Genomic DNA, 20,611 nt, shown 5'->3' with positions numbered 1-20,611 from the left:
GGTTCAGTCCTTGGGGCGGGCGGCCTTTTCGGCAATCCCGGACACTCCCTCACGGCGATCCAGTTCCGCCAGCACGTCCGCGAACGGCACACCCTTTTCGCCAAGCAGCACCATCATATGGAAAAGAAGGTCCGCCGCCTCCCCCACCAATGCCGAAGAACTGCCGGTGAGCGCGGCAATGACAGTCTCCGTCGCCTCTTCGCCCACCTTCTGCGCGATCTTCTCGACACCCTTGGCTGTCAGCTTGGCGACATAGCTGGTATCGGGGCTGGCTAATCGCCGCTCGGCGATGGTGGCTTCTAGACGCGCGAGGGTATCGGGGCTGCTCATGCTGGGGCAATGCGGCGGACGGGCAGCGTGGTCAAGCGCCTGCGCGCCCGAACCGTCAGCGGCGGCTTCAATCATCGCGCCGCTTTACCGAAAATCTGCGCCCTATCACCACGCCTGCAACACCGATCCCCAGCAGCATGAGGCCGCTTGGCTCAGGAAGCGGGATGCCACCCGCCGCATGGGCAGGAAACGGTGGAAGCGAGGCCGCAATGAGGGCGGGCAAGACCTTCAGCCGGGGCAATGCGAATCCTTCAGTCGGCTCAATCGCCACGTCCGCCTTCGGTGAAGAACGGCTCCGGGGCAAGCGCGCTCATGGCCGCTCCCCGGTTTCGGATTCCCGCAACGGGACGCCGTGCCTCAGCCGCGGGCGGGCAATCCGGCCGCGCGCAGGGCGGCGTGAGCCTCTGCAACGGTATACTTGCCGAAGTGGAAGATGGAGGCGGCCAACACCGCGCTCGCCTTCCCCTGCGTCACCCCGGCAACCAGATGATCGAGGTTGCCGACGCCGCCGCTCGCCACCACCGGCACGGAGACCGCCTCGGCGATGGCGCGCGTGAGAGCAAGATCATACCCATTCTGCGTGCCGTCCCCGTCCATCGAGGTCACGAGAAGTTCGCCGGCTCCGAAACGCGCAAGCTTCATGGCGTGTTCGAGGGCGTCGATGCCCGTGGCCTTGCGGCCGCCATGCGTGAAAATTTCCCACTTGCCCGGTGCCGTGCGCCGAGCGTCCACCGACGCCACGATGCACTGCGATCCGAACTTCTCCGCGATGTCCGCGACCACTTCGGGCCGCGTCACGGCAGCGGAATTGACCGCCACCTTGTCCGCACCCGCCAGCAGGAGCGCGCGCGCGTCCTCGGCCGTGCGCACGCCGCCGCCGACGGTCAGGGGCATGAAGCAGACTTCGGCCGTCCGCTGCACCACATCGAGGAGCGTTCCGCGTCCCTCGTGGCTGGCTGAAATATCAAGGAAGCACAGCTCGTCCGCTCCGGCGGCATCATAGGCGCGCGCCTGCTCGACGGGATCGCCGGCGTCCTTCAGGTCGACGAAGTTCACGCCCTTCACCACACGCCCATCGCGGACGTCGAGGCAGGGGATGACCCGGATACGTACGGTCATGGCCTCACTCCACCGGCTTGAAGAACAGCAAGACTGCGAACACCGCCACCACCGCGCAGAGCGCGAAGTTGAAGGCGGTGTAGATGGCGAACTTGCGCGGATTGTCCGCACGCATCGTCTCGATCTTCACCCGCGCGCGGCTGAACAGCATCAGGCGGGCTTTCCCGGCGCGGAAGTCCTGCCAGGCCCACACCGCGCCCGGCACGAAGATGGCAAGCGCAAGCACCGCCATCAGGCGATTCTCGTTCACCCCTCGCGCTCCGCGAACTGAATCGCCGTCGCCAGGTCGAGGCGACCGTCGTAGAGCGCGCGGCCGGTGATCACGCCTTCGATGCCGTCCTTCGCGTGCAGCGCCAGGAGGCGGATGTCGTCAAGCCCCTTCACCCCGCCGCTGGCGATCACGGGAAGATCGGTGCGCCGCGCAAGATCCACCGTCGCCTCGATGTTGACGCCCTTGAGCAGGCCATCGCGTCCGATGTCGGTGAACAGGAGGCCGGCAACGCCCGCGTCCTCGAACCGCCGGGCCATGTCCACGATCGAGACGTCGGACACTTCCGCCCAGCCTTCCGTCGCGACCATGCCGTCGCGCGCATCCACGGCAACGACGATGCCGCCTGGGAAGGCCTTTGCCATGTCTTTGACGAACTGCGGATCCTTTAGTGCCGCCGTGCCCATGACCACGCGCGAGACGCCAAGGTCGAACCACCCTTCGACCGCTTCGGGGGTTCGGATGCCGCCGCCCAGCTGCACATGGCCGGGAAACACCTCCAGGATCGCTTCCACCGCGCCGCGGTTCTCGGCCCGACCGGCAAACGAGCCGTCCAGATCGACGACGTGCAGGAACTGCGACCCGGCTTCGGCGAAAAGCGTGGCCTGTGCCGCAGGGTTGTCGCCATAGACGGTGGCGCGTTCCATGTCGCCTTCGGCAAGGCGGACGACCTGCCCCTGCTTGAGGTCGATGGCGGGAAAGACGATCATGATCTCAGGGCTTCCATTCGAGGAAACGGGACAGCAGCGAAAGGCCGTACTGCTGGCTCTTCTCAGGGTGAAACTGCACACCCACGACATTGTCCTGCGCCACGGCCGCGACAAGCCCGCCGCCATGGTCCGTCATGGCAGCCACGTTTGCCCCGTCTTCCGGCTGGAAGTGGTAAGAGTGCAGGAAGTAGGCCTCGCCCGCATCGATCAGGCCCTCTGCGGGGTCGTGAAGACCAAGCGACACGTCGTTCCAGCCCATGTGAGGGATCTTGATCTGCGGGTCCGTCCGCTCGATCAGGCGAACTTCGCCGGCGATCCAGTCGAGCCCCGGCGTAACGCCATGCTCCAGGCCGCGCGTGGCGAGCAGTTGCATCCCAACGCAGATGCCAAGGAAAGGCGCGCCGCCCACATGCACGCGCTCGGCCATCGCCTCGACCATGCCGCCGATGGCGCGCAGCCCTTCCGCGCAGGCCCTGAAGGAGCCGACGCCGGGCAGAACGATGCGGTCCGCCGCACGCACCACATCGGGACTGGCGGTGATGGTCAGGTCTTCCGCACCCGCAGCGCGAAGAGCGTTGGCGACCGAGTGCAGGTTGCCCGCACCATAGTCGATCAGCGCCAACGTCACGCGCGCGAAGCCCTGGAAGGGCGGCGGCTCATGGAGACGAACCCTGCCATCACAGCGTATCCTGCCCGAGAATTCCCTTGGTCGAGGGGATGGCTCCGCCCTTGCGCGGGTCGAGTTCGACCGCACTGCGCATTGCGCGCGCAAAGCCTTTGAAGATGCCTTCGCAGATGTGGTGATTGTTGGTGCCGTAGAGCAGTTCGATGTGCAGCGTGATGCCGATCGCCTGCGCAATCGAGTGGAACCAGTGCTCCACCATCTCAGTATCGAATTCGCCGAGTTTCTCCTGGGTGAACCTGGCCTTCCACACAAGATAGGGACGGCCCGAGATGTCCAGCGATACGCGGCTCAATGCCTCATCCATCGGGGAATTCACGTCGCCGTAACGCCCGATGCCCGCCTTGTCTCCAAGTGCCCTGGTGATCGCCTGTCCGATGGCGATGGCGCTGTCCTCGGTCGTGTGGTGCTGGTCGACGTGGAGGTCGCCCTTGATCCGGCACCGGATGTCGATCAGCGAATGGCGGCTGAACTGCTCGATCATGTGGTCAAGAAAACCGATGCCGGTCGACACGTCATAGGCGCCGGTGCCGTCGAGATTGACCTCGACTTCGATGTCGGTCTCGTGAGTCTTGCGGCTGATCGTGGCGGTACGCATGGCCGTGCCTAATAGACGTGTCTGAGCGGGAATCAATTCCGCACCTCATCCGGAGCCGGAAGGCCACGGGGGCGTTGAACAGGCGAGAGCCGAAACAGGCGATTTTCTCTCCTGCAACAGAGAAAATGGGACCATCGGCGTCTTTTTAGGTCGGAACACGCTTGACCGGACAAGCCAGCATGAGCACGTAGGGCGCGATGAACGACACCACGCAAGACAGCCTGATCCCTTACGACGAAATCGTGCAGGAGGCCCTGCGCGCCGTCGTCGGCCGCGTGCTTGGCCAGGTAGAAGCCTCCAACGGCGTTCTTCCCGGCGGACACCACTTCTACATCACCTTCAAGACGGGTGCCCCCGGCGTAAGCATCCCCGCCGACCTGCGGGCCCGCTTCCCCGATGAGATGACCATCGTCCTGCAGAACAAGTTCTGGGATCTCGGCGTCTCGGACACCGGTTTCACCGTCAGCCTTTCCTTCAACCAGATGCCGGCCAAGCTGGACATTCCGTTCTCCGCGATCACCGCGTTCGTCGATCCGGCCGTCGACTTTGGTCTCCAGTTCCACGCCATGGCCGACGTCGAGAGCGAGCAGGTCTCCCCGGCGGAGAACGACGCGGAACGCGATGTCGCCTCGCGCATTACTCCCAGCGAGGATGGCTCGAACGTGGTCTCCGTGGATTTCGGCAAGAAGAAGTGACCGGGCTCGCCCGGGGATAGGGCGCAAGATGGCTACGAAGCTTGGAACCGGAGTTCTCAAGAAGCAGGCAAAGAAGGCGGCAAATGTCGTCTCCGCCCCCGCCAGGGGGCTCAAGAACCTTGCGAACAACGGTGGCGAACTCCACGGGCCCAGCCCCAACCCGGCGACGAACCTGGTCATCGCGGACATCGCGCTGCGCACCGGGACCATGGTTGCCCGCCGCGCGGTGGAGCGGTCCGTCCTCGGAGCGAGCTATTCGCCGCGCAAGGCCAAGTCGATCCTGAAGGGCCGCTCGATCAGCGAAACGCTGCTGCACGGCGCCCTGGCGCGAGTCGCCGTCGGGTCCGTCCCCGGAGCGCTGGCGGTCAGCGGTGCCCTTGTGGTCAAGACACTGTACGACCGGAGCCGTGCCCGGCAGGCGCGCGCCGAAGGCGCCAGGGATCTCCATGAACAGGCGAAGGATGGGGAAACCTCCTGAGTTGGAGGCTGCGGCCCGGGCCTTCTGTCCGCGACTGACCTGCCCCCTCGCGCAACCGCCACTTGATTTGCGGGGCCGTCATCGGCATCGGGAACCATGGCCCATGACGCTCCCTCTCCCGACACCACCGGTACACTCGCCCGCCGCGGGCTGATGTTCATCCTGTCCTCGCCCTCGGGCGCTGGCAAGACCACCATCGCCAGGATGCTGCTCGAAGGCGATCCCCATATCCGCAACTCCGTCTCCTGCACCACCCGCGCGCCGCGGCCGGGTGAGGTCGATGGGCGTGACTATCACTTCGTCAGCCATGCCCAGTTCGATCGCATGGCCGAGGACGGGGAGTTCCTGGAATGGGCGACCGTCTTTGGCCAGAGCTACGGAACGCCCAAGGCCCAGGTCAAGGCCGGCCTGAAGGAGGGTGTCGACTACATGTTCGACATCGACTGGCAAGGGACCCAGCAGCTTTACCAGAAGCTCGAGCGCGACGTGGTGCGCGTGTTCCTCCTGCCCCCCAGCATTGCGGAACTTCGCCGCCGCCTCACTGGCCGTGGAACCGACACTCCGGAGGTCATCCACGGCCGGATGGAGCGCGCCCGGTCCGAAATCAGCCACTGGGACGGTTACGACTACGTCGTCGTCAATGATGATATCGATCGCTGCTTCGAACAGGTGCAGAAGATTCTCCATGCCGAACGGCTCCGCCGCGCCCGCCAGACGGGGCTGATCGGCTTCGTGCGCGAACTGATGCAGCCCGACGACTGACCCGGCCGCTATGGCGAAGCCGCCTGCGCGCCGCCACGGTGACGTAGCTCTTGCCGCCCCGCCGCTCAGCCTCTAGGCCGCGCCGCAACAGATCGACCTACCCATCTTCCGGAGACCCAGCCATGTCCGACCTTGCCGCCAAGATCGAAGCCGCATTCGACGCCCGCGACACCGTCACGCCCGCCAGTGAGGACGTTCGCCAGATCGTCGACGAAGCCCTGGAGCTGCTTGATGCGGGCAAGGCCCGCGTGGCCGAAAAGGTCGACGGCGAATGGGTCGTGAACCAGTGGCTCAAGAAGGCTGTCCTTCTCAGCTTCCGCCTGAACGACAATGGCGTGATGGACTACGGCGCAGCCGGCGCGCCCGCCTTCGACAAGGTGCCGCTCAAGTTCGCGGGCTGGGATGAAAGCCGCTTCAAGGCTGCCGGTGTCCGCGTGGTTCCCGGTGCCGTGGTGCGCCGCAGCGCCCATGTCTCCAAGGGCGTGGTGCTGATGCCGAGCTTCGTGAACCTTGGCGCCTACATCGGCGAGGGCACGATGGTGGACACCTGGGCCACCGTCGGATCCTGCGCGCAGATCGGCAGGAACGTGCACATCTCGGGCGGCGCCGGCATCGGTGGCGTGCTTGAGCCCCTCCAGGCAGGCCCCGTCATCATCGAGGACGGCGCCTTCATCGGCGCCCGCTCGGAAGTCGCCGAAGGCGTCATCGTCGGCGAGGGTGCGGTTCTCTCGATGGGCGTGTTCATCGGTGCCTCGACCAAGATCGTCGACCGTGCGACCGGCGAAGTCCACATCGGCCGTGTCCCCCCCTACGCCGTGGTCGTGCCCGGCGCGATGCCCGGCAAGCCGCTTGCCGACGGCACGCCCGGCCCATCGCTCTACTGCGCGGTGATCGTGAAGACCGTTGACGCGCAGACCCGCTCGAAGACCGGTATCAACGAACTCCTGCGCGACTGATCGCGGCTATAGCGGCCGTTCGCCTTACCGATGGCGTGCGGCTCACGGTAACGAAACCATCTCTGCAGGGCGGCTGGCGGAACGCCGGTCGCCCTGAAGTGTTTCGTGTGGAAATGGGCGGAACACCGTTCGCTACCGGAGAGACGAGAATGGAAAGACGGAAAGAGGAAGTACACCTCGGCGACGTCGAGGCCCGCAGCGGTTCGACACCCGGCATTGTGCGGTATATCCTCCTCATCAGCCTCGTTCTTGTCATCCTCGGATTTTCGGCTGTCTGGCTGACGGGCGTGCTTACCACGCCGGAAACGGGTGGTCATGCGGACACCGAGCGAGCCGTCGCCGAACAGCGCGACGAGCCGCAACAACCCTGACCGATGGGTACCAGTCAGGCGTTCGGCACGGTGCCCGATCTTGAACGTTTCGTGCCGGCGCAGGACGAAATCTTCGATGAGGTCCGGGTGGAGCTGTCAGCCGGACACAAACGCACGCACTGGATGTGGTTCGTCTTTCCCCAGATCGCAGGGCTGGGATCAAGCCCGATGGCGCGCCACTACGCCATTGCGAATCTGAACGAGGCCCAGGACTACCTTGCCCACCCTATCCTGGGTCGCCGTTTGCATGAGGTCACTCACCTCATGCTGGCCTGGCGCGGACGGCGAAGCGCGGATGAGATCCTCGGCTCTATCGATGCCATGAAGTTCTGCAGCAGCATGACCCTGTTCGAGTACGCGTCGCCGGATGGCCAGGCTGCCGCCCCTTTCGCCGATGCGCTCGAGACGTTCTTCGGAGGGAAGCGGGATGGGCGCACCCTGCATCTGCTCGAGGAGCAATCCGCGCGTCATGCTCGAAGCGCATCGCCGGGAACTTGATTGCCGCTCCTGGCGTTCCGCAAGATGGTCCGATGATGCGCGACCATGAAGGCCGCCGTCGGGCCGACGGAGAGCAGCCATGCATCGTACCGGTGACGAAGTTCATCTCGATGACGATGAAGCGCGCGGGGGAAGCACCCCGCAGATCGTCCGCTATGTCCTGATCGTCAGCCTGCTGCTGGCGCTGGTCGCGATGTCCGCCGTGTGGATCACGCGCGCCGTCGTGGACCAGCCGTCCCGCGCCCCGGTGACGGCGGAACAGCATGCACTGGGAGGCTGAGGGGTAGCTGTCGGGAATTGCCAGGAGCCGCTCGCGAAAGGTGCCGATGCGCCAGACGGCGGCACCTTCACCACGGTTTCGACCCCAACCTGTCGGCAGGGATCACGCCCGGTTCGCCGGCGGCTCCTGTCAATCTGACGGCCGAAGCCGCCATCTCCTGTGTCCCCGGATCTAGCCTGGAAGGGTTTCCAAACCGTTAACGCGGCGCCTGCCGCCTCGTCGTCAGGCCGAGTTCGTCAGCGATCGCGCGCCACCTGGGCAGCAGGACGTCCAAGTCTCCACCCTGCGCCCCGGCAAGAACCTGGACGCAGACGTGGTCCGCTCCGGCGTCGAAGTGCGCCTGCAGACGCTCCGCTGCCTCACCCGGTCCTCCGGCGGAAAACAAGGCGGCGAGGAGACGGGGATCGTCGGCATCAATCTCCGCGTCGGTGAAACCCAGGCGCAGCCAGTTCTTGCGATAGTTGGGGAGCCGCCGATAATTTGTGAGCGCCTCAACCGCCGTGGCCCGGGCCTTCTGCGGGTCACTTTCCAGAATGACGCCCTGTTCGGGCGCAAGCAGCGCCCGAGGGCCGAGTATCACGCGGGCGCCCGCCGTGTGTTCGGGTGTCACGAGATAGGGGTGGGCGCCCGCCGTCCGTGCGCCGGACAGCGCCACCATCCCGGGGCCGAGCGCAGCAAGGCAGAGGCTGTCGCGCGGCATTCCTGCGGCCGCCAGCGAGTCAAGGAAAGCGCTCATGACCTCGAGCGGCCTGCCCCACTTTTCGCCGATGATCGGACCATGGCTGATGCCGAGGCCCAGGAGCGTGCGGGCGCGCCAGTCGTCCGGAAGGCCCAGAAACCAGGCCGCCAGTTCGGCGGGGTCATGCTTCCAGATGTTGAGGATGCCCGTGGCCACAGTGATGGTCGATGTCGCGGCCAGCAGCCGTTCGACGTCGGCTGGCGCGCCATCGTCGATACCTCCCGGTATCCACAAGGCGCCGTAGCCCATTGCCTCAAGCTCGGCGGCCGCTGCGGCGGATCGGGCCTTGTCTCCGAAACGCAGCTCCAGCGACCAGACCCCGACCTTTCCGATGGAAGGTATCGTCATGGCCTCCTCCTTGTCTGCAGGGTGTGAGGGCCGCCCACCGGCGCATCAAGCCTTTTACGCCTCTTGCCCGACGGCATCGCCCGTGCGGCCATTCGCCCCGGAGGAGGGCCTGCCCCAAGCGGCCGCTTGATAGCTTGAGGACCGCGGCATAGCCCATGATGAATGGGAGAGTTCGACTATATCATCGTGGGTGGAGGAAGCGCAGGCTGCGTGCTCGCCAATCGCCTCAGCGCCAATCCCGCAAACCGCGTCCTGCTGCTGGAGGCGGGCGGCAAGGACAACTACATCTGGATCCGGGTCCCCGTGGGCTACCTGTACTGCATCGGCAATCCGCGTACCGACTGGTGCCTTTCCACCGAAGCCGAGGAGGGTCTGGGCGGCCGGGCGCTCAAGTATCCGCGCGGACGCGTGCTGGGCGGCTGCTCCTCGATCAACGGCATGATCTACATGCGCGGCCAGGCGGCCGACTATGACGGATGGCGGCAAGCGGGAAACAGCGGCTGGGGCTGGGACGACGTGCTGCCCTACTTCACCCGCGCGGAGGACCACTACGAGGGAGCCAGCGCCTACCATGGCGGGGGCGGCGAAATTCGCGTTGAAAGGCAGCGCCTTCGCTGGGACATCCTGGAGGCGTTCCGTGACGCCTGCGAGCAGCAGGGCATTCGCCATAGCCATGACTTCAACACCGGCGACAACGAGGGGGCGGGCTTCTTTCAGGTCACGCAGCGCCGCGGCTGGCGCTGGAGCGCCGCCGATGCCTTCCTCAAGCCGGTGCGCACCCGGCGCAACCTGAAGGTGGAAACCGGCGCGCTGGTTGATCGCGTCCTTGTCGAGAACGGTCGCGCGATCGGCATCGCCTACACTCTGGCAGGTGAAAGCCGACAGGCTCGCGCACGGGGGGAAGTCGTGCTGGCGGCAGGTGCCATCGGCTCGCCCGCGATCCTCGAACGCAGTGGCATCGGGGATGGTGCGCACCTTGCGCAACTCGGCGTGGTGCCCGTTGTTCATCGTCCGCAGGTCGGGGCGAACCTGCAGGACCATCTGCAACTGCGCTGCGCATACCGCGTGTCAGGCGTGGCGACACTCAATGCCCGGGCGGGCAACCTGCTGGGCAAGGCAATGATCGGGCTGGAATACGCTCTGCGCCGCACAGGGCCGATGGCGATGGCGCCGAGCCAGCTCGGCGTCTTTACGCGCAGCCACGCGCGTTACGCGACGCCGAACCTTGAATATCACGTGCAGCCGCTCAGCCTCGCGGCGTTCGGTGGCGCTCTGGACCCCTATCCCGCCTTCACCGCCAGTGTGTGCAACCTGCGACCGGAAAGCCGGGGCGCCACGCACATCACCGCAGCCGATCCGGCTGAACCGCCTTCCATCCGCCCCAACTATCTCTCGACCGAGGAAGACCGCCGCGTCGCTGCAGAGGCGATCCGCATCACCCGGCGAATCGTGGCGCAGCCTGCCCTCGCCCGCTTCCACCCGGAGGAGGTGCGCCCCGGCGCCGGCCTTGAAAGTGAAGGCGACCTGCAACGCGCGGCCGGGGAGATCGGCACCACCATCTTCCACCCGGTGGGCACGGCGGCCATGGGTTCCGTCGTCGACGCAAGGCTGCGCGTCACGGGCATCGACGGGCTTCGCGTGATTGATGCATCGGTGATGCCCTCCATCACGTCCGGCAACACCAATGCGCCAACCATGATGATCGCGGAGAAAGGCGCCGAGATGATGTTGGCCGATCGGCGCTGACGTTCAGGCCAGATACTCTCGCGTTCGCCGGAGGATCTCGCCGACATAGTCGCGCACGTCCCGCCCGCTGCGCGCGGCGCCGATGAGAGGAACGTCAAGGCCCAGCACCTGCCCCCGCGGAAGCGCTTCCACAAATTCGCGCAGGGGAAGCTCGCCCTGCCCCGGTATCATCCGTCCGGACGTGCTTTCGGCCATGTAGTCGCCGGTTCCCCGTAGCGGCACATCGCAAAGCTGGACATGGCCAATCAGGGCCGGGTCAAGCTCGGCCACCTGCTGCACCGTCCCGCCGGAGCGAAAGAAGTGCATGGCGTCGATCAGCACCGTGGTTGCGCTTCCCGGCCCGCCCTGCGCGCCGATCCGCGCGATAACCTGCAGGGCATCCGGCAAAGACCGCATCGTGAGCACCGGGGAAAACGCGATGCACAGTTCCATGCCCCGTGCCGCCGCCATTTCGGCCAGCGCGCCGAACTGGTCGAACGCGCGCTCCCGCTCCGCGCCCATGTCGGAGGCGCTGACGCGGACCGCTCCGAGTTCCGCGAACATGTCCATGTCAGCAGCCCTTTGCGAAGCATCGATCTGCTGCGAGATGTCGCACCCGGTTCCCACTGCGATGACCACGCCCCCGTCGCGGAGCGCCGCCTTCGTCTCGCGCACAAGCACCGCATCCTCGCGCAGGGACCATGGCGGATACCGGTGCGGGTTCTCCCCCCCGGCGTTCCGGGCAAGCCCGAGCGTGACGGTACGGCACCCCAGGTCCGCCGCCAGCCCGACGTGCGCCACAGGGTCAAGCCCCAGCACGGTCTGCTGATCAAGCCCGAACGGATGCGGCATGGGCCCGTTTCCTTTCATCGAAGGGGCAAACGAAGCGCGAGGTCGCCAGCTGAAGCCTCGCGCGAGTCACCGCAGGACGCCCGCGCGCCGTTGTCGCCAGGCGAACCACAGGAGAGCGATCGCCACGATCCAGATCAGCGCCGACATGGCGCTTGCGGCGAACGTGGCCCCCGGCATCGGGGAGGCAACCTGCCACGCCTGCGTCAGCCCCAGCCCTGTCAGCGACGCCGCGAAGGCCACCGGGGCAAAGTGGGACCGCAGCAGCAATAACAGCGCGCCAGCCGCACCGCCGCCCACCCCCAGCGCCCAGGCCGCCATGCTCCATGTCGGCGCGCTATCCAGCCAGTCGATGACCTCCGGCTTCATCTGGGCGAGGTAAACCGGAGTGCGCGATGCCGTGAGAGTGAAGTCGATGCAGCCAAGGGCATTCCAGGCAAGCGCAGCAGCCGCAATCGCCCAATAGGCCCAACCCGGCTTTCCTGCCCTTTCGCTGTTCCTCACGCCGCGTCCCCTTTGCGGCGAGCCTACTCCTCTGCGCAAACCGATGCAATTCGCTGCACAAGCGACTAAGTAAGCAACATGGCCGACCTTTTCGCCGATGACCTTTCCCCTGCCGCCGCACCAGAGGTGCTGCGGGACGACGCGCCCCTTGCGGACCGTCTCCGCCCCCGCAACCTGTCCGAGGTTGTTGGCCAGGAACACCTCACCGGGCCGGAAGGCGCGATCGGCCGCATGGTCGCTGCGGGACGGCTTTCCTCCATGATCCTTTGGGGGCCACCCGGCACAGGCAAGACCAGCATCGCGCGGCTGCTGGCGGACGCCGTGGGCATGCGTTTCGCGGCGGTCTCTGCGGTATTCTCAGGCGTGGCCGACCTGAAGAAGGCCTTCGCCGAAGCCGATGTTGCCGGGAAGGCTGGACAACGCACGCTGCTTTTCGTGGACGAGATACACCGGTTCAACCGCGCCCAGCAGGATGGCTTTCTTCCTTTCGTTGAGCGGGGCACCGTGACGCTTGTGGGCGCCACGACCGAAAACCCCAGTTTCGCTCTCAACGCGGCACTGCTGAGCCGGGCCCAGGTGCTGATCCTCCACCGCCTTGGGCCGGAGGCGCTGAACGCGCTGCTCGACAAGGCCGAGGCTCTGGAAGGCCGCTTGCCTGTCACACAGGACGCGCGCGACGCGCTTGTGGCCTCCGCCGATGGGGATGGGCGCTTCCTGCTCAACCAAGTGGAGACGCTGTATGCCGCCGGTATTTCCGAGCCGCTCGACCCTGGTGGGCTGGGGCATTTCCTGCAGCGCCGGGTAGCGGTCTACGACAAGGATCGCGACGGGCACTACAATCTCATCAGCGCACTGCACAAATCGGTACGTGGGTCGGATCCGCAGGCCGCCCTGTACTACCTTGCGCGGATGCTGACGGCCGGAGAAGAGCCACTTTACGTCCTGCGCCGCCTGGTACGCATGGCGAACGAGGACATCGGCCTTGCCGACCCGCAGGCGCTCGTCCAGTGCCTGGCCGCCAAGGACACCTACGAGTTCCTCGGATCGCCCGAAGGCGAACTGGCGATCGCGCAGGCCTGCCTCTATCTGGCGACAGCGCCCAAGTCGAACGCCGCCTATTCCGCGTTCAAGGCCGCCTGGAAGAGCGCGAGGGACACAGGGTCGCTCAATCCTCCCGCCAATATCCTGAATGCCCCCACCAAGCTGATGAAGGAGATCGGCTACGGCAAGGACTACGCCTACGACCATGATGCCCCCGATGGCTTTTCAGGTGACAACTATTGGCCTGAGGGCATGCCACCGCAAACGTACTACGAGCCGGTGGAACGGGGCTTCGAACGCGAAGTCAGGAAGCGGATAGAATGGTGGGACAAGAAGCGGGCCGAGCGGCGCGGCGAGTGATGCGAGCGCCACCTGCAGCCCCATTCCCGGCTTCATGACGGAGCCGCGTTTCCGGCATTTCCTTGCCGTCGACTGGTCGGGCGCCGTCGGGGAACGGCAGAAAGGCATCGCCGTAGCCCTGTGCGCAAGCGGAGACGAGGCTCCCTGCCTGTTGCGCCCGCCATCGCACGATGTCTGGTCCCGGCAGGATGTCCTCGACTTCCTCCTTCATCGCCTGCCTGCCGAGACCCTGGTGGGCCTCGACCTGGGGCTCTCGCTGCCGTTCCGGGATGGCGGCGCCTTCTTCCCCGGCTGGTCGGACAGCCCTGCCGACGCGCCCGCGCTCTGGGCGCTGGTTGACGCAATCTGCGCCGATGACCCTCATCTCTCCGCAAGCAGCTTCGTCGATCACGAGGCGGCGAGCGCTTACTTCCGGCGGCATGGTGGGCGAGAAGGCGCGCTGTTTCACCTTCCAGGCGCCGACCACCGGCGCGGACGCATGCGCGTGACGGAAGAAGCGCAGGCACGAGCGGGCTGCCGCCCCTATTCGAACTTCAACCTCGTGGGCGCCGCGCAAGTAGGCAAGTCCAGTCTCACGGGGATGCGGCTGCTCCACCGTCTGCGCGGGCGGCTCCCCGTCTGGCCGGTCGATCCCGTTCCGGACACCGGGTCGGTGGTGACGGAAATCTACACCTCGCTCGCAGCCCTTGAGGCCGGACGAAGCGTGGGCCGTGCGAAGATGACCGACTACTGCGAGGTCAATGCGGCTCTCCAACGGCTCGGATCGAAGCGGGCGGACGGAACGGGCCGCATCGATGATCACAGCGCCGACGCGATCGTGACCGCGGCCTGGCTGCGCGTGGCAGCGCACCGACCGCACCTGTGGCGCCCGGCCGAGCTCGATCGCGAGCTTGCAATCACGGAAGGGTGGACTTTCGGCGCGGCCTGATCGGGGAGCGGCGACGTCCCGGATACAGGCCACGTTCGATTTGGCTTTACCGCCGCCCCTTCGTCGCGTTAAGGGCCGCAGACGTACTGTAAAGCACCGCCGGCTTAGCTCAGTTGGTAGAGCACCTGATTTGTAATCAGGGGGCCACGGGTTCGAATCCTGTAGCCGGCACCATTTTCGTCCTCTCCCGCGCCTACCTGCGCCTGACCATAGCTCAGGCGGGCTGCCGGGCTGGCGCCTCGTCTACCCAGTCGGTGCGGAGCCTTGGTCCCGCCAAGGTCATCAGCAGGGCTGCCACGAGGTAGAGGACCAGAGCGAAGAGCATGGAGTAGCGCAGCGATTGCGTGCCCCAGACGGGCTGCAAGGCCGTGGAAAGCGCCCCCAGCGCGTAAATGCCCCCGCCAAGGCCGATCAGGTTGTTGATCAGCAGAAAAAGCGCCGAAGCGGTGGCACGGGCGGGCGGATCCACCAGATGCTGCACGGCGCTGGTCACCGGGCCAAGCCAGAAATAGGCCAGGGCCTGCGGCAGCAGGAACAGCACGAAAGCAACCGGCACGCTCGAGGTCCAGATGCCGCCCGCGTAGAACGGGACCGCGCAGACGAAACCGATCGCCGGTACGCGGCCGTACCAGGCGCGGTCGCCCTTCCCGAAGCGATCCGCAAGAGCGCCGCCGCCGAGAACACCCACCGTACCGCCCAGAAGAAGGATGGCGCCGAAGAACCAGGACGTCTCGACAAGAGTCAGCCCGAAGCTGCGCTGCAGCAGGCTGGGCAGCCAGAAGGCCACGCCGTATCCCAGCATGGAACTGGACGCAGCGCCGAAGCTGAACAGCCAGAATGAAGGTTTGCGCGCGAGCGTCGCCGCGACATCGGCGAAGCGCACCGTAGGTCCGGACTGAGGCCGGGGCCGATCCTTGACCACCATCTTGAACAAGGGCGCGATCACCACTCCGCAGAGCCCGACGACAAGGAAGGCCATCCGCCAGTCGACAGCCTGGGCGACATACCCACCGGCCATCACCCCGGCTGCGGAGCCAAGGGGGATGCCAAGGGCGTAGATGGAAAGCGCGAACGCCCGTCGATGGCTGGGGAAGTGATCGCCGATCACGGCATAGCTTGGCGCCACGCCGCCGGCCTCTCCCACCCCGACGCCCAGCCGCGCGAGGAAGATGTGCCAGAAGCCCTGCGCCATGGCGCAGGCAGCCGTGAAAAGGCTCCACACCACCAGCGACCCGGTGATGACCCAGGACCGGCTGGTCCGGTCCGCGATCCAGGCGAGCGGCACCCCCAGCGTAGAATAGAGGATCGCGAAAGCAAGACCGCCCAGCATGCCCATTTGCGCATCCGTCAGACCGAGATCAGCCTGGATTGGAGCCGCGAGGATGGACAGTATCTGCCGGTCCACGAAGTTGAACACGTAGACCAGCAGCAGCATGCCCAGCACGAGCTTCGGTGAAGCCCCCTGCGCGGTCTGCGTATCTGAGGCGCGTCCGGATTGCTGCATCATGTCTGCCTTCTTGTCGCTTCCGCGCGGCGGGGCGGCCGCAGTGAGCGGAACTCCTGCGGGATGGCCCGCGCCCGCCGCGTCCTCCCGGTGCGCAGGACCCCGCGCCTGGGTCAAGCCATGTGCTGCTGGAGAAAGGCGTCGATGGCAGCGAAGGCGACCGGCTCGTCAAGGATGGGCGCATGTCCGACCCGTGGCACCTCGACAGCGAAGAAGGGGCCGGAGTGGCGCCGCGCCATCTCCTCCACTGTCGCAGCTGCGAGCAGGTCCGAGAGAGCCCCCCGGACGATCAGCGCGGGCACCGTATCCAGCAGATCCCACAGAGGCCACAGGTCGGGCGGCACCGTCTGCGGATCGTCTCCGGCGATGCTCTGGGATATGGCCGGATCGTAGGCGAAGACGATGCCCCCGGCGTCATCGTCCTTCGCGATGCGGCGGGCGAAGGCAAGCCACTGCTCGTCTTCGTAATCGGGGAAAGCTGCTTCGTTGATGGCCTGGGTGCGGGCGGCGGCTTCGGCCCAGTCGGCCATCGCCCCGCCAGGACCCACATAGGACTGGATGCGGGCAAGCCCGGCAGGGTCCAGCACCGGGCCGATGTCATTGAAGACGATTGCACGCGCCAGTCCGGGACGAAGCGCGTTCATGACCATCGCCATGAGCCCGCCCATGGACGTTCCCACCAGCCCCGCCTGCCTGATCTCCAGCCCGTCGAGAAGCGCCAGCATGTCCTGCGCGTAGACATCCGGGCGATAGCGGTCGGGATCAGGATCCCACTGCGACAGCCCGCGCCCCCGCTGGTCCGGCACGATCATCCGGTAACGACCGGCCAGACCCGCCACCAAGGGCTCGAAGTCCGCACTGTTGCGGGTGAGGCCATGCATCAGCAGCAGCACCGGCGCGCCCTCCGCCGCCGCATAGTCACGTGCGGCAAGTTCAAGGCGCCCGCAGGCGCTGCGGTAGCGGTGGACATGGTACTCCATCCTGTGGATCTCCCCTGTGACGTCAGAAGGCCAGGGCTGCCGTGGCGAAGACCTGACGCGGGTTGCCGTAGTAGGCGGTCAGTATACCTTCGGTGCCGAGCGTCGGTACGAATTGACCATTCGGCCGCGTCGCCAGTTCGCCGGTGCGCGGGTCGGCCGCCAGGAAGGTGTAGCCCGACGTCTTGTAGCGCTTGTCGAACAGGTTCTTGCCATGCACGCCCAGGCTCCAGCGGCCTTCCGGCGCGGTGTAGACCAGGCTGGCGTCGAACAGACCGAAACCCTTCTGGTCCAGGTAGGGATTGGGGATCTCGAACTGATAGGTCTTGCTGCGGTAGGCATATGTCGCGCTCAGATCGAGGTCGCCCTCTCCGATGGGCGTGGAGTAGGCGAGCGTACCGCTGACGGTCCACTTGGGCGTGTTCTGAACCTTGCGGTACTCGGCCACGTCGGTGGGCTGGGTGATCGACGGAACGGCCGGGTCGATCGGAATGTTCGCGATGTATTCGCGGTACTCGGCATCGATGTAGCCGAGCGCGCCCGAAAGGCTCAGCCTGTCGCCACCAGTCATCAGGTCCTGCGCCAGCCGGGCGTTCGCTTCGAGTTCCACGCCCTTGAAGCGCGCCTTGCCGGCATTGGTGATGATGCCGCAGAACGTCGGAATTCCGCCTACCGTGCAGCCTGCGGAGCCGGGGATCTGGACGTCCTTGTAGTTCATGTAGAATCCGGCGGCGGCGAGATAAAGGGCGCCGTCGAACAGGTTGCCCTTGTAGCCGATCTCGTAGCTGTCGACCGTCTCCGGTTCGAAGCTGAGGTAGTCGGCGATTTCCGCGCTGGTCGGCGCGCCGGGTGTCGCCGACGGAGCGTTCACACCCACGCCGCGCGGGTCGAACCCACCGCCCTTGAAGCCCTGGCTGAAGCTTGCGTAGATGTTGTGATCGGGCGTCGGCTTGAAGCTGATCGAGGCGCGCGGCGTGAACTTCTTGAAGGTGGCCTTGCCTGAGAAGTTCGTGCTTGGAGCCCCGAGCGCAAGGCCCGCGCCGCCGAAGACCGGAGAACCGCCGCCGAGGTAGTTCTGCCGCAGGATCTCGGCCTTGCGCTCATCCCACGTGTACCGGCCGCCGACCGACAGGCTGAGCCGCTCGCTGAAGTCGACCGTGAAATCACCGAAAACTGCAAAAGTCTCGGTATCGACATTGGCCTGCGTAAAGGCGGTCAGACCATTGAGGGCGGTGAAGAGCCGTGTGTCGAACTGGGTGTCGGCGTTGGCATTGAGGTAGTAGGCGCCGATCAGGCCCTGAACCATGCCGCCGTCGTCGTAGAGCAGCTGGAATTCCTGGCTGATCTGCTCGTTGCGGTAATAGGCCGGAACATCGACATCGACGGCGGGAAGCGCGTCGAAGTCGATGGGTGAAGCGCTGTCGTCCTTGCGCCAGGAGCTGATGGACCGGAACGTCAGCTGATCGGTGAGGTCGGCGCTGGCGTTTATGGCAAAGCCGTAGGCCTCGACTTCCTGCCTCGGATCGTTGAGGCCGCCGCGCGTGTCATAGACGTCACTCAGCACCGGGGCGCCCGAGACATAGCCTGGTATCAGGCGATGGCCACCGCGCGCGTTCGACTTGTCCTTAGTATAGTCGCCGGAGATGCGGATCAGCACAGGTTCGCCATAGCCGCCGATATCGACGCTGGCTCGCCCTGCCCAGATATCCTTGTTGTAGTTGTCCTCGCCCGTGGTCAGGTTCTTGCCGAAGCCGCCCCGCGACAGGCGCGCGACCGAACCGCCCACGCGGATCAGTTCGCTGACCGGCGCGGACGCGGTCGCGACGAGGTCGGCCTGGTCGTAGCTGCCGTAGGTGCCGCGAATCCGGAATGCGAAGTCCTGGGGCAGTTGCCTGGTCACGTACTTGACCGCGCCGCCGATGGTATTGCGTCCGTAGAGCGTGCCCTGCGGCCCGCGCAGCACCTCGATCCGCTCGACGTCGTAGATGTCCAGAACAGCGGCTTGCGGGCGGTTGAGGTACACGTCATCAAGGTAGATGCCGACACCCTGCTCAAACCCGGAGACCGGATCCTGCTGCCCCACGCCGCGGATGAATGCCGAGAGAGTGGAGTTCGTACCTCGGGAGGGTTCCAGCGTCACGTTCGGGGACACGTTGGCGATGTCCGTGATGTCGAGCGCGCCCGACTTCTCGAGCTGGGCGCCGCTGAAGGTCGAAACAGAGATCGGGACATCGACAAGACGCTCCTCCCGTCGCCGCGCGGTGACGATAATGTCGCCAGCCTGGGCCGCCGTTTCGGCCGCGGGTGCGGCGTCCTGGGCCATCGTGGGCGCTGCGCCAAAGCCACCGGTCAGCGCCAGCACACTCGAAGAAATCGCGAAAAAGCGCGCCTTTGGCATCACAATCACTCCCATTGCTTTTCGTTCTTGGCGCACAGCTATATTGACACCTGAACCAACTTTCAACTTTGAAAATTTGCCTTCGCTTGATCCCCGGTCTAGCTGTGGCCGGGTGACCACAGAGCCGTCTTCCCGAATCCCTCCTGATGCAGCTGCGGCAAACAAGTCGCCGAGGACGGAGCGCGGTCGGCGGACATTGCGCAAGCTGCTGGACGCGGCGGCCATCGAATTCGGGGAGCGCGGGTTTCACGAGGCGTCCATCACCGGCATCACCCGGCGCGCGGGCACTGCGCTGGGCAGCTTCTACACCTACTTCAATTCAAAGGACGAGATCTTCCGGGCGCTCGTCGATGATCTGTCAGGCAAGGTGCGCGAAGCGGCGCGGAGCGCCCGCAGCCAGGATCTTCCCGCACTGGAAACGGAGCGGGCGTCGCTCGTAGGCTTCCTGCGGTTTGCGGCGGAGCACAAGGAAATCTACCGCATCATCGACGAGTGCGAATTCGTCGATCCTGCAAGCTTCCGCCAGCATTACCAGTCCACCGCGACGCGAATCCACGAGCGCCTTGCAGACGGCATTGTAAAGGGCGATCTTCGCGAGGATCTGGGAGAAGCGCACGCATGGGCCATCATGGGCATGAACGTGTTCCTCGGTCTGCGTTACGCGGTCTGGGATGACGAGCCCCCGGAACACATCGCCGAACTGGCCAATTCAATCCTGCGCGAGGGGATAGTCAAACGTCCCTAAGCGAAAAATCGGGCACGATCCTCCGGCCCGACGCTTTACGTGATACTAACGAGTGGCTGCCAGGAATAACGGCGCCATTGTCTGGGTTGTAGAAGTTGAACGCGCGCCTTTTCCTCGCCTCCGGGTTCATCGCAGCGGCTACCATCGCCGCCGTGCTCTTTGCCTCCGCGTCCTCGGGCTCATCCGAACAGGCTCCGCCTTTCGCGCCGTCCGCGCCGCGTCAGCAGGCCGCCCCCACGCCCCAGTTCGCCCCTGCACCCGCACCCGCCGAAGAAGAGCCCTTCGTCATCAAGCGTGTCCTGCCCATCAAGGGTCCGATCCGGTACGGAGAGTGGCACTGGAACGATGCGGACGCGCCGGACGGTCCGATCGTGCTCACCGTGGATCTGGACGCGCGGGTGATCTCGGTCTTTCGCGGCGGGTATGAAATTGGTGCGGCTGCCGTCCTCCTCGGAACCGATGAGAAGCCGACACCGCTGGGCGTCTTTCCCATCACTGAGAAGGACCGCGACCACGTGTCGAACATCTATACCGGTGCGCCCATGCCCTTCATGCAACGCCTGACCAACGACGGGATCAGCCTGCACGGCTCCGACGTGGCGCTCGGTTATGCCAGCCATGGCTGCGTGGGTATGCCCAACGCCTTCGCCGCCAAGGTGTTCGACACGACGAAGCTGGGCGACAAGGTTTACATCACACGCGGCAAGCGGATTACCGTGGGCGACAATCTCCTCGGCGGATAAGCT

The 20,611-nt window shown here is 65.7% G+C and carries 25 protein-coding genes and 1 tRNA gene; 13 read left to right on the top strand and 13 right to left on the bottom strand.

The annotated features are described in order from the left end of the window. Positions 1 to 3: 3 nt before the first annotated feature. From QOL62_RS07060 to hisB, 7 genes are all read right to left on the bottom strand, one after another. Positions 4 to 330 carry a phosphoribosyl-ATP diphosphatase gene (locus QOL62_RS07060; RefSeq protein WP_103727467.1) on the bottom strand — a complete coding sequence of 109 codons (327 nt, stop codon included), beginning with the start codon at positions 328 to 330 and terminating at the stop codon, positions 4 to 6. Positions 331 to 397: 67 nt separating this feature from the next. Continuing rightward, complete coding sequence (locus QOL62_RS07055) at positions 398 to 601, bottom strand: PEP-CTERM sorting domain-containing protein (RefSeq protein ID WP_283405731.1); 204 nt, start codon at positions 599 to 601, stop codon at positions 398 to 400. Between the two features lie 86 nt (positions 602 to 687). After that, a complete protein-coding gene (gene hisF, locus QOL62_RS07050) occupies positions 688 to 1,449 on the bottom strand; it encodes an imidazole glycerol phosphate synthase subunit HisF (protein ID WP_103727400.1) in 762 nt (253 codons plus the stop codon). A 4-nt stretch (positions 1,450 to 1,453) separates the two neighbouring features. Continuing rightward, the gene (locus QOL62_RS07045) at positions 1,454 to 1,699 is read right to left on the bottom strand and encodes a hypothetical protein (protein WP_103727401.1); all 246 of its coding nucleotides are present in this window, start codon (positions 1,697 to 1,699) and stop codon (positions 1,454 to 1,456) included. After that, positions 1,696 to 2,427, bottom strand: a complete 732-nt coding sequence (hisA, locus tag QOL62_RS07040) for a 1-(5-phosphoribosyl)-5-[(5-phosphoribosylamino)methylideneamino]imidazole-4-carboxamide isomerase (RefSeq protein WP_283405730.1) — start codon at positions 2,425 to 2,427, stop codon at positions 1,696 to 1,698. Before hisA ends, QOL62_RS07045 begins: the two co-directional genes overlap by 4 nt. A 4-nt stretch (positions 2,428 to 2,431) precedes the next feature. Continuing rightward, on the bottom strand, positions 2,432 to 3,055 hold the full coding sequence (gene hisH, locus QOL62_RS07035; protein WP_283405729.1) for an imidazole glycerol phosphate synthase subunit HisH: 624 nt from the start codon (positions 3,053 to 3,055) through the stop codon (positions 2,432 to 2,434). Between the two features lie 49 nt (positions 3,056 to 3,104). After that, positions 3,105 to 3,707 (bottom strand): imidazoleglycerol-phosphate dehydratase HisB, encoded by a 603-nt coding sequence (gene hisB / locus QOL62_RS07030; protein ID WP_103727404.1) that lies wholly within the window; start codon positions 3,705 to 3,707, stop codon positions 3,105 to 3,107. Between the two features lie 197 nt (positions 3,708 to 3,904). Here hisB and QOL62_RS07025 point away from each other — a divergent pair, with 197 nt between their 5' ends. The 7 genes from QOL62_RS07025 to QOL62_RS06995 all read left to right on the top strand — a co-directional run bounded on the left by QOL62_RS07025 (position 3,905) and on the right by QOL62_RS06995 (position 7,747). Further along, on the top strand, positions 3,905 to 4,402 hold the full coding sequence (locus QOL62_RS07025) for an SspB family protein (protein ID WP_103727405.1): 498 nt from the start codon (positions 3,905 to 3,907) through the stop codon (positions 4,400 to 4,402). 28 nt (positions 4,403 to 4,430) lie between these two features. Beyond that, a complete protein-coding gene (locus QOL62_RS07020) occupies positions 4,431 to 4,880 on the top strand; it encodes a hypothetical protein (protein ID WP_103727406.1) in 450 nt (149 codons plus the stop codon). Positions 4,881 to 4,976: 96 nt separating this feature from the next. Then, positions 4,977 to 5,642: a guanylate kinase gene (gmk, locus tag QOL62_RS07015; protein WP_103727407.1), complete on the top strand. Its 666-nt coding sequence runs from the start codon at positions 4,977 to 4,979 to the stop codon at positions 5,640 to 5,642. Between the two features lie 122 nt (positions 5,643 to 5,764). Then, positions 5,765 to 6,598, top strand: coding sequence for a 2,3,4,5-tetrahydropyridine-2,6-dicarboxylate N-succinyltransferase (dapD, locus tag QOL62_RS07010; protein ID WP_103727408.1), 834 nt, complete (start codon positions 5,765 to 5,767; stop codon positions 6,596 to 6,598). 149 nt (positions 6,599 to 6,747) lie between these two features. Then, positions 6,748 to 6,969, top strand: a complete 222-nt coding sequence (locus tag QOL62_RS07005; protein ID WP_103727409.1) for a hypothetical protein — start codon at positions 6,748 to 6,750, stop codon at positions 6,967 to 6,969. A 3-nt stretch (positions 6,970 to 6,972) separates the two neighbouring features. Next, positions 6,973 to 7,467, top strand: coding sequence for a DUF1810 domain-containing protein (locus QOL62_RS07000; protein ID WP_283405728.1), 495 nt, complete (start codon positions 6,973 to 6,975; stop codon positions 7,465 to 7,467). A 79-nt stretch (positions 7,468 to 7,546) separates the two neighbouring features. Next, the gene (locus tag QOL62_RS06995; RefSeq protein ID WP_103727410.1) at positions 7,547 to 7,747 is read left to right on the top strand and encodes a hypothetical protein; all 201 of its coding nucleotides are present in this window, start codon (positions 7,547 to 7,549) and stop codon (positions 7,745 to 7,747) included. A gap of 196 nt (positions 7,748 to 7,943) precedes the next feature. Here the strand turns inward: QOL62_RS06995 and QOL62_RS06990 are convergent, their stop codons facing one another. Further along, complete coding sequence (locus QOL62_RS06990) at positions 7,944 to 8,834, bottom strand: TIGR03620 family F420-dependent LLM class oxidoreductase (RefSeq protein WP_283405727.1); 891 nt, start codon at positions 8,832 to 8,834, stop codon at positions 7,944 to 7,946. 162 nt (positions 8,835 to 8,996) lie between these two features. On the opposite strand from QOL62_RS06990, the gene QOL62_RS06985 reads away from it, so the two are divergent. Continuing rightward, positions 8,997 to 10,580, top strand: coding sequence for a GMC family oxidoreductase (locus tag QOL62_RS06985; RefSeq protein WP_283405726.1), 1,584 nt, complete (start codon positions 8,997 to 8,999; stop codon positions 10,578 to 10,580). 3 nt (positions 10,581 to 10,583) lie between these two features. Here the strand turns inward: QOL62_RS06985 and QOL62_RS06980 are convergent, their stop codons facing one another. Both QOL62_RS06980 and QOL62_RS06975 read right to left on the bottom strand, forming a co-directional pair. Continuing rightward, positions 10,584 to 11,411 carry a sugar phosphate isomerase/epimerase family protein gene (locus QOL62_RS06980; protein WP_283405725.1) on the bottom strand — a complete coding sequence of 276 codons (828 nt, stop codon included), beginning with the start codon at positions 11,409 to 11,411 and terminating at the stop codon, positions 10,584 to 10,586. A 66-nt stretch (positions 11,412 to 11,477) separates the two neighbouring features. Then, complete coding sequence (locus QOL62_RS06975; RefSeq protein WP_283405724.1) at positions 11,478 to 11,912, bottom strand: hypothetical protein; 435 nt, start codon at positions 11,910 to 11,912, stop codon at positions 11,478 to 11,480. 78 nt (positions 11,913 to 11,990) lie between these two features. Between QOL62_RS06975 and QOL62_RS06970 the strand changes: the two genes are divergently transcribed. From QOL62_RS06970 to QOL62_RS06960, 3 genes are all read left to right on the top strand, one after another. Next, positions 11,991 to 13,313 (top strand): replication-associated recombination protein A, encoded by a 1,323-nt coding sequence (locus QOL62_RS06970; protein ID WP_283405723.1) that lies wholly within the window; start codon positions 11,991 to 11,993, stop codon positions 13,311 to 13,313. Positions 13,314 to 13,347: 34 nt separating this feature from the next. Further along, entirely contained in the window at positions 13,348 to 14,241 is an 894-nt protein-coding gene (locus QOL62_RS06965; protein WP_283405722.1) for a hypothetical protein, read from the top strand. A gap of 98 nt (positions 14,242 to 14,339) precedes the next feature. Further along, a tRNA-Thr gene (locus tag QOL62_RS06960) sits at positions 14,340 to 14,415 on the top strand. Between the two features lie 40 nt (positions 14,416 to 14,455). On the opposite strand, the gene QOL62_RS06955 is transcribed toward QOL62_RS06960, so the two are convergent. The 3 genes from QOL62_RS06955 to QOL62_RS06945 form a co-directional block, all read right to left on the bottom strand. Beyond that, on the bottom strand, positions 14,456 to 15,745 hold the full coding sequence (locus tag QOL62_RS06955) for a spinster family MFS transporter (protein WP_283405814.1): 1,290 nt from the start codon (positions 15,743 to 15,745) through the stop codon (positions 14,456 to 14,458). 113 nt (positions 15,746 to 15,858) lie between these two features. After that, positions 15,859 to 16,725: an alpha/beta fold hydrolase gene (locus QOL62_RS06950; protein ID WP_283405721.1), complete on the bottom strand. Its 867-nt coding sequence runs from the start codon at positions 16,723 to 16,725 to the stop codon at positions 15,859 to 15,861. 22 nt (positions 16,726 to 16,747) lie between these two features. Further along, a complete protein-coding gene (locus QOL62_RS06945) occupies positions 16,748 to 19,120 on the bottom strand; it encodes a TonB-dependent receptor (RefSeq protein ID WP_283405720.1) in 2,373 nt (790 codons plus the stop codon). Positions 19,121 to 19,232: 112 nt separating this feature from the next. Between QOL62_RS06945 and QOL62_RS06940 the strand changes: the two genes are divergently transcribed. After that, positions 19,233 to 19,865, top strand: coding sequence for a TetR/AcrR family transcriptional regulator (locus QOL62_RS06940; protein ID WP_283405719.1), 633 nt, complete (start codon positions 19,233 to 19,235; stop codon positions 19,863 to 19,865). A 95-nt stretch (positions 19,866 to 19,960) separates the two neighbouring features. Then, positions 19,961 to 20,608 (top strand): L,D-transpeptidase family protein, encoded by a 648-nt coding sequence (locus QOL62_RS06935; protein ID WP_283405718.1) that lies wholly within the window; start codon positions 19,961 to 19,963, stop codon positions 20,606 to 20,608. Positions 20,609 to 20,611: the final 3 nt, after the last annotated feature.

The organism is Novosphingobium panipatense (genome assembly GCF_900182875.1).
In the GTDB taxonomy this organism is placed as follows: domain Bacteria; phylum Pseudomonadota; class Alphaproteobacteria; order Sphingomonadales; family Sphingomonadaceae; genus Novosphingobium; species Novosphingobium panipatense.
The sequence above is the reverse complement of the archived record's forward strand: the minus strand, read 5'-3'. Positions and strand labels throughout refer to the sequence as shown.

Bases quoted from the DNA above. Each gene is read 5' to 3' on its own strand.
- QOL62_RS06970 (WP_283405723.1), top strand. From the start codon at position 11,991: ATGGCCGACCTTTTCGCCGATGACCTTTCCCCTGCCGCCGCACCAGAG.
- QOL62_RS06985 (WP_283405726.1), top strand. From the start codon at position 8,997: ATGGGAGAGTTCGACTATATCATCGTGGGTGGAGGAAGCGCAGGCTGC.
- QOL62_RS07020 (WP_103727406.1), top strand. From the start codon at position 4,431: ATGGCTACGAAGCTTGGAACCGGAGTTCTCAAGAAGCAGGCAAAGAAG.
- gmk (WP_103727407.1), top strand. From the start codon at position 4,977: ATGGCCCATGACGCTCCCTCTCCCGACACCACCGGTACACTCGCCCGC.
- QOL62_RS07005 (WP_103727409.1), top strand. From the start codon at position 6,748: ATGGAAAGACGGAAAGAGGAAGTACACCTCGGCGACGTCGAGGCCCGC.
- hisF (WP_103727400.1), bottom strand. From the start codon at position 1,449: ATGACCGTACGTATCCGGGTCATCCCCTGCCTCGACGTCCGCGATGGG.
- QOL62_RS06990 (WP_283405727.1), bottom strand. From the start codon at position 8,834: ATGACGATACCTTCCATCGGAAAGGTCGGGGTCTGGTCGCTGGAGCTG.
- QOL62_RS06955 (WP_283405814.1), bottom strand. From the start codon at position 15,745: ATGCAGCAATCCGGACGCGCCTCAGATACGCAGACCGCGCAGGGGGCT.
- QOL62_RS07000 (WP_283405728.1), top strand. From the start codon at position 6,973: ATGGGTACCAGTCAGGCGTTCGGCACGGTGCCCGATCTTGAACGTTTC.
- QOL62_RS06950 (WP_283405721.1), bottom strand. From the start codon at position 16,725: ATGGAGTACCATGTCCACCGCTACCGCAGCGCCTGCGGGCGCCTTGAA.
- QOL62_RS06995 (WP_103727410.1), top strand. From the start codon at position 7,547: ATGCATCGTACCGGTGACGAAGTTCATCTCGATGACGATGAAGCGCGC.
- hisB (WP_103727404.1), bottom strand. From the start codon at position 3,707: ATGCGTACCGCCACGATCAGCCGCAAGACTCACGAGACCGACATCGAA.
- QOL62_RS06945 (WP_283405720.1), bottom strand. From the start codon at position 19,120: ATGCCAAAGGCGCGCTTTTTCGCGATTTCTTCGAGTGTGCTGGCGCTG.
- QOL62_RS07025 (WP_103727405.1), top strand. From the start codon at position 3,905: ATGAACGACACCACGCAAGACAGCCTGATCCCTTACGACGAAATCGTG.
- dapD (WP_103727408.1), top strand. From the start codon at position 5,765: ATGTCCGACCTTGCCGCCAAGATCGAAGCCGCATTCGACGCCCGCGAC.
- hisA (WP_283405730.1), bottom strand. From the start codon at position 2,427: ATGATCGTCTTTCCCGCCATCGACCTCAAGCAGGGGCAGGTCGTCCGC.
- QOL62_RS06980 (WP_283405725.1), bottom strand. From the start codon at position 11,411: ATGCCGCATCCGTTCGGGCTTGATCAGCAGACCGTGCTGGGGCTTGAC.
- QOL62_RS06965 (WP_283405722.1), top strand. From the start codon at position 13,348: ATGACGGAGCCGCGTTTCCGGCATTTCCTTGCCGTCGACTGGTCGGGC.
- QOL62_RS07060 (WP_103727467.1), bottom strand. From the start codon at position 330: ATGAGCAGCCCCGATACCCTCGCGCGTCTAGAAGCCACCATCGCCGAG.